The organism is Synechococcus sp. CS-1329 (assembly GCF_025128055.1).
Classification (GTDB): domain Bacteria; phylum Cyanobacteriota; class Cyanobacteriia; order PCC-6307; family Cyanobiaceae; genus Regnicoccus_A.
The window spans coordinates 26,369-39,158 of sequence record NZ_JAHLYS010000016.1 but is presented as its reverse complement, the minus strand read 5'-3'; the positions used below and the strand labels follow the sequence as shown (position 1 = coordinate 39,158).

Below are 12,790 nucleotides of genomic sequence, written 5' to 3'. Positions count from 1 at the left end.
GACGTTGCCACGCGCTGGCCTTGATCGAGCGTTACACCCTGCCCGAAATGGGCAACCTCTGGAGCGAAGAGGCCAAGTTCCAGAGCTGGCTGGATGTGGAGATCGCCGCCACCGACGCCAACTGCCAGCTGGGCCGCGTGCCCCAGGAGGCCATGGTCGCGATCCGCGAGCGGGCCCGCTTTGAGGTGCCGCGCATCCTGGAGATCGAGGCGGAGGTGCGCCACGACGTGATCGCGTTCCTCACCAACGTCAATGAGCACGTGGGCGATGCCGGCCGCTACATCCACGTGGGCATGACCAGCTCGGATGTGCTCGACACGGGCCTGGCCCTGCAGCTGAAGGCCTCGGTGGCGGCGCTGCGGCTGGAGCTCGATCAGCTGGCCGCCGCCCTGCGGACCCTGGCCAGGGAGCACAAGGACACGGTGATGATCGGCCGCTCCCATGCGATCCATGGCGAACCGATCACCTTCGGCTTCAAGGTGGCGGGCTGGCTGGCGGAAACCGAGCGCAACCGGGAGCGGCTGGAGCGGCTGGCCCTGGTGGTGGCGGTGGGTCAGGTGAGCGGCGCCATGGGCACCTACGCCAACACCGATCCCCAGGTGGAGGCCCTCACCTGCGCCAGCCTGGGCCTGGAGCCCGACACCGCCAGCACCCAGGTGATCGGCCGCGACCGCCACGCCGAATACATCCAGACCCTGGCGCTGGTGGGCACTTCGCTGGAGCGTTTCACGACGGAGATCCGCAACCTGCAGCGCACGGATGTGCTGGAGGTGGAGGAGAACTTCGCCAAGGGGCAGAAGGGCAGCTCGGCGATGCCCCACAAGCGCAATCCCATCCGCAGCGAGCGGATCAGTGGCCTGGCGCGGGTGTTGCGCAGCTACACGATCGCGGCCCTGGAGAATGTGGCCCTCTGGCACGAGCGCGACATCAGCCACAGCTCGGTGGAGCGGATGATGCTGCCTGATTGCTCCTGCACGCTGCACTTCATGCTGCGGGAAACAACCGAGGTGGTGAAGGGTCTGGGGGTCTATCCGGAGAACATGACCCGCAACCTCAATCTCTACGGCGGCGTGGTCTTCAGCCAGCGGGTGCTGCTGGCCCTGGTGGAGAGCGGCCTCAGCCGCGAGGACGCCTACCGCATCGTGCAGCGCCACGCCCACGACGCCTGGAACCGCGAGGGGGGCGACTTCCGCGCCAACCTGGCCGCCGACCCTGAGCTGAGCGCACGGCTCAACCCAGCCGAGCTGGAGGCCTGCTTCTCCACCGATCTGCACCGCTCCCAGCTGGATGTGATCTGGGAGCGGCTGGGGATCTGAGGCTGTCGGCTTGGGGTTTCAGCTCCGCTTCGGGTTCCCCGATCAAGCCGTCTGTGGGGCCGCGGCTGGACGCTCCATCGCTGGAGTGGCCGGGGTGGCTGAAGCGGGCGGCTGGGACGGGGAAGCCTCCACGCGCAGATCCACGAATTCCGACACCGGGAAACGGTTGATTGCCTGCAGCGCCTTGCGGGCGGTGGTGCGCAGCTGCTCGCTGATCGCTTCGGCGTAGGGCACCTGGGCGAGCAGGTCAACGGTGCGGCGCAGGATGCGCACGATGTCGCCCTCATCGAGAGAGGTGTTGGCGATCACGTCGTTCCAGCTGCTGCCGCGGGCCCAGGCATGCACCAGCCCCATCAGCTCGGGCTCCCACCAGGCCGGCACCACCACATGGGCCCGCTCCTGATGGCGCAGCAGTTCCCGGCGCAGGCCGCTCACGTCGTGCAGGGCCTCCTCCGATCGCGGCGGCGGCGGAAAACCGCTCCAGAGGTCGGGGCGGTTCACTTCCGTGCTGATCGCTTCGAACACCGCCGCCAGCTCCGCCGGGTTGAGCTCATCGAGGTGGCCGCTCATCAGGGCCAGGCCGAGCCAGAGCTCGTTATCGCCGCGCAGGGCAGCCACGGTGCGCCCCACCTCGGTGGGCTCCAGGCCATCGGGCCCGGCCAGGGCACCGAAGGCGCGCAGGATCTCGATCAGGGCCAGGAAGGTGTCCCAGTGGCGGTTGGCGCGGTGGTGCAGCAAGCGCTGCCGCACCTCGATCTCCTCGCCCAGCTCCTCCATCCGCCGCCGTTGCTTCTTGAGCTGGCGCCGGTCGCCCCAGCGGTGGGCGGGATGCTGCTCCAGCTCCTCCTCCAGCTGCTGCACCAGCTCCGCCTGGCTGCGCACCTCCCCGGCCAGGTCGTACTGGGGGGTGTGCATGTCGTGGCGGCGGGCGATGGAGGCCACAGCCAGGGCCAGGCCACCGCTGGCGTTGTCGCCGTGGCGAATCTCGCCGGCATGCCCCAGTCGCGGGGCCGCGATCGAGTCCACCTGCAGGCAGCTCAGCTCGGCGTAGAGGCTCACCACCCCATGGCAGGGCACCAGGATCCAGACGTTCTCATCGGTGAGGCAGAGCAGCAGCGGGAACTGGCCGGAGCCCTGCTGCTTGGCCACGATCACCGCCGGTGTCACCCGGGCCCGCAGCGGCGGCGCCTTGAGGCTCACCAGGGTGCCCTCACTGGCGAACTGCAACGCCAGGGTGAGTTCGTGGGCAAGGGTTTCCTCGGCCTGCTGCTGAAGGATGCGCTGGATGCGACGCTCCTCGCGCAGGCGCTCCCGCTGCTTCTCGTAGGTCTCGAAGTCCTCCCAGGGGATGTCGGCGGTGGGGCCCGCCAGCTGGGCCAGCTGGGCGCGCAAAGAGGCGATGTTGGATTCGTCCTCCACCAGATCAAGGGTGGCCAGGTAACGACCGAAGCTGCGCTCCACCAGCTGCTGGGCCTTGGCCAGGTCGTAGCGCTGCAGCAGGTTCAGCACCATGCCGTAGCTGGGGGTGAACTGACTCACCAGCGGATCGGCGGGGCTGGTGGCCAGCTGCCCCGCCTCGCGCACCCCCTCGAAGCGGCTCTGCACCGTGACCACATAGCCCTGCACATCGAGTCCGCGCCGACCGGCCCGGCCCGCCATCTGCAGGAACTCGCTGCCCATCAGCGGCCGGTGACCGCGCTCGGTGCGCTTGGAGAGGGCGGAGATCACCGTGGTGCGCGCCGGCATGTTGATGCCCGCCGCCAGGGTTTCGGTGGCGAACACCACCTTGATCAGCCCCTGCTGGAACAGCTCCTCAATCAGCTCTTTCCAGGCCGGCAACACCCCGGCGTGGTGGGCGGCGATGCCGCGGGTGAGGGCCTCGGCGTGGCCGCCCTCACGCACCGCCTCGGGGGTGGCGGCCACGAAGGCGTCGAGCCGGGCCACGATCCGGGCCTGCTCCTGCTCATTCACCAGGCAGAGGCGGCCCAGGTCGCGCACCGCCTTGTCGCAGGCACGGCGGCTGAAGATGAAATAGATGGCGGGCAGCATGTCGCGCTCAGCCATCTGGGCCACCACGAAAGGCAGCGGCGCCGCCTCCGGCTGGGGCGGCTTCGGGCTCCTACCCTTGCGCCGCTCCCCCTTGGGCGCCCGCCACACCTTGCAGTTGGGGTGCAGGCCGGTGCCTTCCTCGTTGAGCAGGGGATGGAGCCCCTTGGCGCTGCAGAAGCTGAAGGCCAGCGGCACCGGCCGGTGGTCGCTCACCACCAGGGTGGTGGGCCCATGCACCCGCTCGATCCAGTCGGTGAGCTGACCGGCATTGGCCACCGTGGCCGAGAGGGCCACCAGCTGCACCGGCGGCGGGCAGTGAATGATCGATTCCTCCCAGACCGTGCCGCGCTGGGAGTCGTTCATGTAATGGCACTCATCGAGCACCACCGCCTCCACATCGGCCAGGGGATCGTCACCCCGATCCACCTCCGCGTAGAGCATGTTGCGGAAAATCTCGGTGGTCATCACCACGATCGGCGCCTCCCGGTTCACGCTCAGGTCACCGGTCATCAGCCCCACCCGCTCGGCTCCGAACTGCTCGCGGAAATCGCGCAGTTTCTGGTTGGAGAGCGCCTTCAGCGGCGTGGTGTAGAACACTTTCTGGCCATGGGCCAGGGCCCGGTGGATGGCGTACTCGCCCACCAGCGTTTTGCCCGAGCCCGTGGGGGCGCTGACCACCACTGAATGGCCCTGGTTGAGGGCATCGATCGCTTCGAGCTGGAAGGGATCGAGCGCAAAAGGAAACAGCTGATCGAGGGGCGGCACCTCGGTGGGATCCACGGTCCGCTGCATCACCGCTTCTGAGCGATTGCTTTCGGCTGAAGAATCTGAGGACGCTGCCGGATCCTGTACCGCCGCCGGATCAGGTGGAGCGTCGGAACCGGCGGTTTGCATGGGTCAATCCTATGGGCTGCCCAGCAAGCAGAGTGGGCGGAGTGCAACTGCTTGGCGGTGTCTTCCGCGTGGCCCCTGATCCGCTCGAGTCCATTCAGCAGGCCCTCGCCCTGGTGGGCGAGCAGCGGCGCCGGCAGCTGCGCCCGTTCCTCCCCGGCCCAGGCGCCACCCTGCTCACAGGCGAGGCCGGCCGGCCCCAGGGGACCCTGCTGGATCTGGCCAGCAACGACTACCTCGGCCTCAGCGCCCACCCCGCCCTGAAGGCGGCGGCCAGGGCTGCGATCCAGAGCGAGGGGGTGGGTTCGGGCGGATCACGGCTGGTGAGCGGCACGCGCCCCAGCCACATCAGCCTTGAGGCGGGCCTGGCCCAGTGGCTGGGGCGCGAGCGGGTGCTGCTCTTCCCCAGCGGCTTCCAGGCCAACCTGGCCGGGGTGCTGGCCCTGGCCGATCGCCACAGCGAGGTGATCGCTGACCGGCTGATTCACCACTCCCTGCTGGTGGGGGTCCAAGCCAGCGGCGCCCGCCTGCGGCGCTTTCGCCACAACGACCTCACTGACCTGCGTCGTCTGCTGGAGAGCAGGGCCCGGAACGAGCCGCAGCGGCGGCGGCTGGTGGTGAGCGAGAGCCTGTTCAGCATGGAAGGCACCAGTCCCGATCTGGCCGGCATCGCCTCCGCCTGCCAGGAGTTCGGCGCCCTGCTGCTGCTGGATGAAGCCCATGCCCTCGGCCTGCTCGGCCACGGCGGCCGCGGCCTGGCCTGGGGTGTGGCGGGGGTGAGCCTGGTGAGCGGCACCTTCGGCAAGGCCTTCGGCGCCGGTGGGGCCTTCCTCGCCGCCGATGGTCCCGTGGGCGAGTGGCTGCTGCAGAGCTCCGGGGCCTTTCGCTACACCACCGCGCTGGCCCCGCCGCTGGCGGCCGCGGCCGCAGCGGCCCTGGAACTGCTCCAGGCCGATCCCGGGCAGGCTGCCACCCTGCTGCTGCGGGCCCGGCGCTGGCGGGAGGGCCTCGTCGCCGCCGGCTGGCGGCGGCCCCCTGGCGAGGGTCCGGTCCTGCCGCTGCACGTGGGTGAGGACGCTCTCGCCCTCAACCTGCAGCGCCACCTGGAGCAGGCCGGCCTGCTGGCGGTGGCGATCCGTCCGCCCACGGTGCCGCCGGGCACGGCCCGCCTGCGGCTGGTGCTGCGCCGTGACCTGCCCCACGGCAGCCTTGAGCGCCTGCTCCAGGCCCTGGCTGCCTGGCCCCACGCCCCCATCCCATGAAGCACACATCGCTGCAACTGATCGCCATGCACGGCTGGGCCGGCGACAGTCGAGCCTGGGACCCCTGGCAGGAGGCGGCGGGCCGCCGCGGCTGGAGCTGGCAAAGCGGCGAGCGCGGCTACGGCCAGCTGGCCCCTAGCCGCCCCCAGTGGCCGCAGCACAACGGCCCCAGGGTCGTGATCGTGCATTCGCTCGGGCTGCACCTGCTGCCAGAGGCGGTGCTGGCGCAGGCCGAGGCGGTGGTGCTGCTGGCCAGCTTCGGGCGCTTCGTGCCCACGGGGCCCGGCGGCCGGCGCTGGCGGCAGGCCCTGCGCGGCATGGGCCAGCGCCTGGAGGCCGGCGACACCACCGCCATGCTCAACGACTTCCTGCGCGAAGCCGCCGCTCCCGCCGCGGTGGAGCGGCTGCCGGCAGGGCCCTCTTCGGCCTCCATGCCGGCCGAAGGGGTTGAGCGGTTGCGTCAGGATCTGCTGCTGCTGGAGCAGTGCAGCGCCGTACCCACCGTCTACCCCAGCGGCGCCCGCAGCCTGATCGTGGAGGCCGGAGCCGATCGCATCGTGGCCCCCGAGAGCCGATCGGCCCTGGCCCTGGCCCTGCCGGCCGCCGAGCTCTGGACCATGGTCGGCACTGGCCACAGCCTGCTGGATTGCGATCTGCTGGAGCCGGTACTGGACTGGCTGGAGGCCAGACGCTGATGGTGCTGCTGCGCTCAGCCCCCCCCTTGGCGGATCGGGTGCGGCAGGCCTTCAGCCGTCGGGCCCGTCACTACAACGCCGCCGCCAGCCTGCAGCGGACGGTGGCCTGGCGGCTGGCCCACCACTGCCGGAACCTGCCCCTCCCTACCGGCCCGATGGCGGATCTGGGGGCAGGTTCCGGTCTGCTCAGCAACGCCCTGGAGCAGCAGCAGCCCGGCCTGGAGCTGCTGCGCCTCGATGCCTGCGCGGCCCTGCTGGAGGAGGGAGCCCGCCGACGGACCGAGGCATCGGCTGCGGCCACCCCTGCTGCTGCTCCCCAACTGCTCTGGGACCTGAACGACGGCCTGCCCGACGGCCTGGACAGTGCGGCGTTGCTGGTGTCGAGCTTCGCGCTGCACTGGCTGGAGGATCCCTGCGCCAGTCTGGATCAGTGGTGCGCCGCCCTGGCGCCGGGGGGCTGGCTGGGACTGGCCGTGCCCACCGCCGGCAGCTTCCCCCAGTGGCGCCAGGCGGCCGCTGCCGCCGGCGTGCCCTGCACCGCCCTGTCCCTGCCCGAGGGAGACCGCCTGCAGGCAGTGGCCGCCCAGCGCCTGGAGCTGCACCTGGCCACGACCCTGCGCTTCAGCCAGCGCGGCCACAGCGGCCGGGCCCTGCTGCGGCCCATGGGCGCCATCGGTGCGGGCAGCACCGCTGCAGCACCCCTCGGGGTGGGAGCCTGGCGGCGGCTGGAGGCCCACTGGCCCCACGACTCCGACGGTCACAGGCGCCTGAGCTGGGACGTGCTGCTGCTGCTCGGCCATCAACCTCAACGGAGCTGAAGCGATGACACGGCTGGTGGTCTGCGGCACCGACACCGATGTGGGCAAGACCGTGGTGAGCGCCCTGCTGGTGCAGGGCCTTGGAGCGCAGTACTGGAAGCCGGTGCAGTGCGGCCTGGAGGAGGGGGGCGACACGGCCCGCGTGGCGGCCCTGCTGGGTCTCACCCCCAGCGAGGCCGCAGGGCGGCTGCTGCCGGAGGCCTACCGCTACAGCCATCCGGTCTCACCCCACTGGGCCGCGGAGCTGGAGCAGCGGCCGATCGAGCTGGAGCGCCTGGCACTGCCCCTGGTGAGGGGTCCGCTGGTGGTGGAAACCGCCGGCGGCCTGCTGGTGCCCCTGCGCCTCGACAGCCTCCAGATCGATCAGGTCGGCCGCTGGGGCCTGCCGGTCGTGCTGGTGGCCCGCAGCGGCCTCGGCACCCTCAACCACACGCTGCTGTCGGTGGAAGCCCTGCGCAGCAGAGGCATCCCTCTGTTGGGCCTGGTGCTCAACGGCCCCCCCCACCCCGACAACCCCCGCACCCTGGAGGCCATGACCGGGGCACCGGTGCTGGCCTGCCTGCCCCCCCTGACACAGCTGGATCGCCAGGCCCTCGCCGAGCAATGGCAGGCCAGTGGCCTGGCCCGTAATCTGGCCCGATGACACGTGGAAATCTGTTTGTGAGCGCGTCAGTGGCCCTGCTCTGCAGCGGCATCCTGGTGCTCTTCACCGATGTGGAAGTGGGGATGGTGCGCTGGTTCAACTGCGGACCCTGGGCCTCCGAAGCAGCCCGCCTGGAGAAGCGGTGCCGCTGATGCAGCCCCAGCCAATGCAGATCCAGCTGATGCAACCCCCGCCGAACCCTTGAGCTGGCATCCCCATCTCTGGCACCCCACCACCCAGGTGGCCCGGGCCGATCCGCCCCTGCGGGCGGTGGCCGGCCGCGGTGCTCTGCTCGAACTCGACGACGGCCGTGAGCTGATCGATGCCATCAGCAGCTGGTGGGTGACCCTGCACGGCCATGGCGAGCCCAGCATCGCCGCGGCGGTGGCGGAGCAGGCCCTACAGCTGGAGCAGGTGATCTTCGCCAACTTCCGCCATCCCCCCGCCGAGCGGCTGGCCGAGCGGCTGAGCGCCGCCTCGGGGCTGCAGCGACTGTTCTTCTCCGACGACGGCTCCACCGCCGTGGAGGTGGCCCTGAAGATGGCCTGGCAGTGGTGGCGCAACCAGGGCTCACAGCGGCGGCAGCTGATCGCCTTCGAGGGGGCTTATCACGGCGACACCTTCGGGGCCATGGCCCTGGGGGAGCGCTCCCTTTTCTCCGCCCCGTTCGAGCCCCTGCTCTCGCCGGTGACCCGCGCCCCGTGGCCCGCCACCTGGTGGGACGATCCGGAGGTGGAGCGCAAGGAAGCCGAAGCCCTCTCGGCGCTGGAGCGACTGCTGGAGGTGCCCACCGCCGCGGTGATCCTTGAGCCGCTGGTGCAGGGTGCCAGCGGCATGGCCATGGTGCGCGAGGGTTTCCTGCGCCAACTGGAGCAACGGGTGCGGCGGGCCGGCGCCCTGCTGATCGCCGATGAAGTGATGACGGGTTTCGGCCGCACCGGCGCCCTCTTCGCCTGCGGCCGGGCCGGCATCAGCCCTGATCTCGTCGCCCTCTCCAAGGGCCTCACCGGCGGCTTTCTGCCGATGGGCGTCACCCTGGCGAGCGAACGGATCTACCAGGGCTTCATCAGCGACGACCCCAGTCACACCCTGTACCACGGCCACAGCTTCACGGCCAATCCGCTCGGCTGCGCCGCCGCCAACGCCAGTCTGGATCTGCTCCAGCAGCAGCCCGCCCTCCACGAGGGCTTCGAGGCCCGCCATCAGCCCCATCTGCAGGCCCTGTCGGCCCACCCCCTGGTGCAGCGGCCTCGGCTGTGCGGCACCATCGCCGCCTTCGATCTGGCGGTGGAGCAGCCCGGCTATCTCCATCCCGCCGGCCGCCAGCTGCAGCGGCACGCCCTCGAGGCCGGAGTGTTCCTGAGGCCCCTGGGCCATGTGGTGTACCTTCTGCCGCCGCTCTGTCTCAGCGAGCAGCAGCTGGAGCACTGCTATGCCGTGATCCGCTCAGGCCTCGATCAGCTCAGCTGAGACCCGCAGCCCGGCAGAGCGCTCCGCTGGAAGTGGGCCTCAGGGTCCCGCCAGGATCGCTGATTCCACATCAGCTCGGCTGAGGCCGTAGGGAAACAGGCGCACCGTGACGCTGCCGTCCTGCTCCCAGCTCACCTTGAGTTCCTCCACCTCCAGCTCGATGCGGGCACTCCATGAGGGCTGCATGAGGTCCCAGATGGCGGGCTCAGCGCGGTCCCGGCAGGCGCCCAGATCACTCAGCCACTGCTCCAGCGCCGGCAGAGGGTGGTTGTAGAGGGGCGTCTGTAGGGGCGGTAAGGAGCTCATCCCCGGGCAGGTTTGCGATGGAGCCTTCAGTGTGCCGCTCGGCGGGCCGCTCGATCGGATCAGCAAACGGTGGCTGGGTGACCAGTTCCACCCCCCGCCACCAGGCCAGACCCAGCCCCAGCACCAGGCTGAAGAGCAAAGCCATCGCCAGCAGCAGCAGGGCGAACCATTCGCCCCCCGAGAAGGCCCGGCGCACCGAGAGGGGACGGCGCTCCGCCGCCGGTCCGGGCTTCACGGGACCAGGAGCTTTGGCGGCTGGTGGGCTGAGGGCCTCGACCCGCTGCAGCAGGGCCAGACGCAGCTGGCTGTCGTAGGCGGAACGACGCTGGGGGTCCCCCAGCACCAGATAGGCCTCCTGCAGGCGCCGGAACTGGTCCTCGGCCTCGGCCAGCGGCAGGGTGGTGGTATCGGGGTGATAGAGCTTGCTCAGGGAGCGGAAGGCCTGCCGCAGATCCTGGGGTGTGGCCGTGCTCGACAGACCGAGCAGGGCATAGAGAGATGGGCCCGTGACCGGGTGCTCGCCGCCTGCCACCAACCACGCGCCATGGTTGGGTGATCCTAGAGAGCTCCCCCATCAGTGCTGCAGTGATCACGGTCCCCGCCGATCCGGTTCCCTCTGGCCTCTGGGACAGCCTGGCCTGGGAGCCCACCCCGGAGCAGTTGCACCTGTTGATGGCCCTGCAGCAGCAGCTGCGCCAGTGGAATGCCCGCCTCAACCTCACCCGCCTGGTGGATGGCGACGATTACTGGATCGCCCAGGTGTACGACAGCCTCTGGCCCTGGCGTCAGCTGCTCAACGCCCCCACTCCCCCCGCCCATCCCCTGCGCTGCCTCGATGTGGGCACCGGTGGGGGCTTCCCCGGCCTGGCCCTGGCGATCGCCCTGCCACACGCCCGGCTCACCCTGGTGGATTCCGTCGGGCGCAAGGCGGAGGCTGTGAAAGCCATGGCTGAGAGTCTGGGCCTGGGCCAGCGGGTTCAGGTGCGCTGGGAGCGGGCGGAGGCCACCGGCCACGCCGCCAGTTGCCGCGGCCGCCAGGACTGGGCCATGGCGCGGGCGGTGGCTTCCGCCCCCGTGGTGGCGGAGTACCTGGTGCCCCTGCTCAGCGCCAGTGGCCGGGCCCTGCTCTACCGCGGCCAGTGGAGCCCCGAGGATCTGGCCTGCCTGGAGCAGGCCGCCACCAGCCTGCACGCCGAGGTGGAGCGGGTGGAGCGGATCGACCTACCGGGCGGGCGGGGCGTGCGCCATGCGGTGGTGCTCAGGCCCAGCTCCCCTTGCCCCGCCAGCTATCCGAGGGCCGTGGGTCTACCGGCCAAGCAGCCGCTGGCCTGATCACGCATCGGCCATCAACCGCCGCACACTGCTGCCCCCGAGCCGCTCCCGCAGGCCGCGCAGCAGCGCTGGAATCCGCTGGGCCCAGGGGCTGCCCCCCAGTACCGCCATCAATTCGGCTTCGCTCACCTCCCGGTCGAGGGCCTCGGCGTTAGCGCCGGGAAACCAATGGCTCCCCTGGCCCAGCAGCCCGTAGCGGGCGCGGGCGTACGCCTCCAGATCCCAGGCCTCCAGCAGATTGTGCAGCCAGAGCAGCACCGGCAGATTCAGGCCTCCAGGGGTGGCCTCCCAGGGGGGAAGACCCTCACTCCAGCTCTCCAGCCAGGGGGCGCCGAGGGCCTCCTGCCTGGCGTGCTCCAGCCGCTCCTGCACAGGGAGCAACCAGCGCTCGGCCTCGGGCAGCCGGGTCACCGCCTGCAGGTGCAGGTCGAGATCAGCCGGGCCGGCAGCGCCGACGCTGATGGTGTGGATCGTCGCCTCATGCAGGCAGAACAGGTCGTTGAATTCGATCGGGTGCAGCGGCGCACACAGCTCGCTGATCCGCTCGGATGGACTGTGCAGGTGGCCGCCCTTGTCGGTGGGGCTGATCACGAACACGCCCATGTCGTGGCGGAGGGCAGCCTCCAGGGCCGGGCGATTGTCCTGGCGGATGTAGTACCAGTGCAGATTGATGTAATCGAAGGCATCGCTGGCGATCGCTTCGAGAATCAGGGGCAGGGGCGCGTGGGTGGAGAAGCCCACATGGCCGATGCGCCCCTGCTGCTGCCAGCGCCGCACCACATCGAGGCAGCCTCCCGGCCGCAGGGTCTGCTCAAGATGCTCCGGCAGGTTGAGGCCATGGATGCCGAGCAGATCGAGCCGCTCGATGCGCAACCGCTCGAAGCTCAGCTCCAGCTCCGCCTCGAACTGGACGGGATCGTCGTGGGGCGGCACCTTGGTCTGGAGGATGCGGCGGGGATCGGGCACCTGCCGCAGCAGGTCTCCCAGTTGCCGCTCGGAGGTTCCGTAGTGGCGGGCGGTTTCAATGTGATGAAACCCAGCCGCCACCGCCTTCTCCAGGGTGGCGAGCAGATTGGCCTGGCTCTGGGCCGTGATCTCAGCGGCCGGCAGGTCGCTCCAGCTCTGCTGGTAGCGCATGCCCCCCAGGGACAGCACCGGCATGGGCAATTCCGTGCGCCCGAAGCGACGGCAGGGCAACGCCGCAATCAAGGCCGAGGCAACGTGCGCTGAACGCGGGATTGGCTCGGATAACCCAGGGGCAACAGCTCCTGGGAGCGCAGGCGATGGTCGAGCTGGGACACGTCCTCGTAGGGCACCCAGTGGATGCAATCCACTGGGCAGGTGTCGATCGCTTCCTGGATGGTCTCGGTGCTGTCGCCGTCCTGACGGATCGCCCGGGAGCGACCCCAGACCGGTTCCACCAGAAACGTGTTGCCCGCCACATGGGCGCAGTAGCGGCAGCCGATACACACGGCCTCATCCACCCAGACGGCTTGCTGACGCAGGCTTCCGCCCAGCAGCGGTTCCTGGCCGCTGGGTTGCTCACGGCTGCGGGCAGGGGCGGCGAAAGCCACCGAAGGATCCACTTCAGCCATCCCAGCGGGTCACCACCAGTTCAATCGATCCGTCCAGGCTGGAGGTCTGCTCGCTCACCTGAAAGCCCTCCTGGGCCGAGGCCGCCAGCACCTGGCGCAGGGCATAGCGCTGGGTGATCTGGGAGAGGAAACGCTCCACCGGAATCGGCTGCTTCCACAGCTCCAGGTCGGTGACCAGCTCATAGCTGGCGGAGTCGGCATTCCAGCGGAAGCCGATATCACAACCGTCGTCGCGGGTGAGGGCCACTTCGGCCAGGACGGTCTGACCGCGGTAGCCGCGCACCGGCCGCTCCCCCAGCTCAGGCTCGTGGCCCAGGTCCCGCAGGGCGCCCAGCAGGGCCCCGCGGTCGCGCAGTTCGGTTTTGACGGTGCTGAAGTGGGACATGGGAGCGGCCGAAAAGGACGGTTTTAAC

At 70.2% G+C, this 12,790-nt stretch carries 14 protein-coding genes; 8 read left to right on the top strand and 6 right to left on the bottom strand.

The genetic code is table 11. From position 1 onward, the window contains the following. Positions 1-20 precede the first annotated feature (20 nt). Positions 21-1,316, top strand: coding sequence for an adenylosuccinate lyase (purB, locus tag KQ304_RS02860; protein ID WP_259735610.1), 1,296 nt, complete (start codon positions 21-23; stop codon positions 1,314-1,316). Positions 1,317-1,358: 42 nt separating this feature from the next. Here the strand turns inward: purB and KQ304_RS02855 are convergent, their stop codons facing one another. Next, a complete protein-coding gene (locus tag KQ304_RS02855) occupies positions 1,359-4,157 on the bottom strand; it encodes an RNA helicase (protein WP_259735609.1) in 2,799 nt (932 codons plus the stop codon). A 170-nt stretch (positions 4,158-4,327) separates the two neighbouring features. Here KQ304_RS02855 and KQ304_RS02850 point away from each other — a divergent pair, with 170 nt between their 5' ends. The 6 genes from KQ304_RS02850 to bioA are packed head-to-tail and all read left to right on the top strand — an operon-like array spanning position 4,328 to position 9,144. After that, on the top strand, positions 4,328-5,518 hold the full coding sequence (locus KQ304_RS02850) for an aminotransferase class I/II-fold pyridoxal phosphate-dependent enzyme (RefSeq protein WP_259735655.1): 1,191 nt from the start codon (positions 4,328-4,330) through the stop codon (positions 5,516-5,518). After that, the gene (locus tag KQ304_RS02845; RefSeq protein WP_259735608.1) at positions 5,515-6,213 is read left to right on the top strand and encodes an alpha/beta hydrolase; all 699 of its coding nucleotides are present in this window, start codon (positions 5,515-5,517) and stop codon (positions 6,211-6,213) included. Before KQ304_RS02850 ends, KQ304_RS02845 begins: the two co-directional genes overlap by 4 nt. After that, entirely contained in the window at positions 6,213-7,031 is an 819-nt protein-coding gene (locus KQ304_RS02840) for a methyltransferase (RefSeq protein ID WP_259735607.1), read from the top strand. Before KQ304_RS02845 ends, KQ304_RS02840 begins: the two co-directional genes overlap by 1 nt. A gap of 4 nt (positions 7,032-7,035) precedes the next feature. Next, the gene (gene bioD / locus KQ304_RS02835) at positions 7,036-7,674 is read left to right on the top strand and encodes a dethiobiotin synthase (RefSeq protein WP_259735606.1); all 639 of its coding nucleotides are present in this window, start codon (positions 7,036-7,038) and stop codon (positions 7,672-7,674) included. A gap of 17 nt (positions 7,675-7,691) precedes the next feature. Next, positions 7,692-7,826 (top strand): hypothetical protein, encoded by a 135-nt coding sequence (locus KQ304_RS02830; RefSeq protein ID WP_259735661.1) that lies wholly within the window; start codon positions 7,692-7,694, stop codon positions 7,824-7,826. A 49-nt stretch (positions 7,827-7,875) separates the two neighbouring features. Continuing rightward, positions 7,876-9,144, top strand: a complete 1,269-nt coding sequence (bioA, locus tag KQ304_RS02825) for an adenosylmethionine--8-amino-7-oxononanoate transaminase (protein ID WP_259735605.1) — start codon at positions 7,876-7,878, stop codon at positions 9,142-9,144. A gap of 39 nt (positions 9,145-9,183) precedes the next feature. Here the strand turns inward: bioA and KQ304_RS02820 are convergent, their stop codons facing one another. Beyond that, positions 9,184-9,450: a DUF3143 domain-containing protein gene (locus KQ304_RS02820; RefSeq protein WP_259735604.1), complete on the bottom strand. Its 267-nt coding sequence runs from the start codon at positions 9,448-9,450 to the stop codon at positions 9,184-9,186. Then, positions 9,377-9,982, bottom strand: coding sequence for a J domain-containing protein (locus KQ304_RS13665; protein WP_311133881.1), 606 nt, complete (start codon positions 9,980-9,982; stop codon positions 9,377-9,379). Before KQ304_RS13665 ends, KQ304_RS02820 begins: the two co-directional genes overlap by 74 nt. Positions 9,983-10,005: 23 nt before the next feature. Between KQ304_RS13665 and KQ304_RS02810 the strand changes: the two genes are divergently transcribed. After that, entirely contained in the window at positions 10,006-10,782 is a 777-nt protein-coding gene (locus KQ304_RS02810) for a 16S rRNA (guanine(527)-N(7))-methyltransferase RsmG (protein WP_399228240.1), read from the top strand. Here KQ304_RS02810 and KQ304_RS02805 read toward each other — a convergent pair whose 3' ends face one another. Genes KQ304_RS02805 through KQ304_RS02795 form a run of 3 tightly spaced genes read right to left on the bottom strand, consistent with a single transcriptional unit; the run spans position 10,783 to position 12,762 of the window. Next, positions 10,783-11,943: an aldo/keto reductase gene (locus KQ304_RS02805; RefSeq protein WP_259735603.1), complete on the bottom strand. Its 1,161-nt coding sequence runs from the start codon at positions 11,941-11,943 to the stop codon at positions 10,783-10,785. 44 nt (positions 11,944-11,987) lie between these two features. Continuing rightward, positions 11,988-12,377: a ferredoxin gene (locus KQ304_RS02800; RefSeq protein ID WP_259735602.1), complete on the bottom strand. Its 390-nt coding sequence runs from the start codon at positions 12,375-12,377 to the stop codon at positions 11,988-11,990. Continuing rightward, positions 12,370-12,762 (bottom strand): DUF1257 domain-containing protein, encoded by a 393-nt coding sequence (locus tag KQ304_RS02795; RefSeq protein ID WP_259735601.1) that lies wholly within the window; start codon positions 12,760-12,762, stop codon positions 12,370-12,372. Before KQ304_RS02795 ends, KQ304_RS02800 begins: the two co-directional genes overlap by 8 nt. Positions 12,763-12,790: the final 28 nt, after the last annotated feature.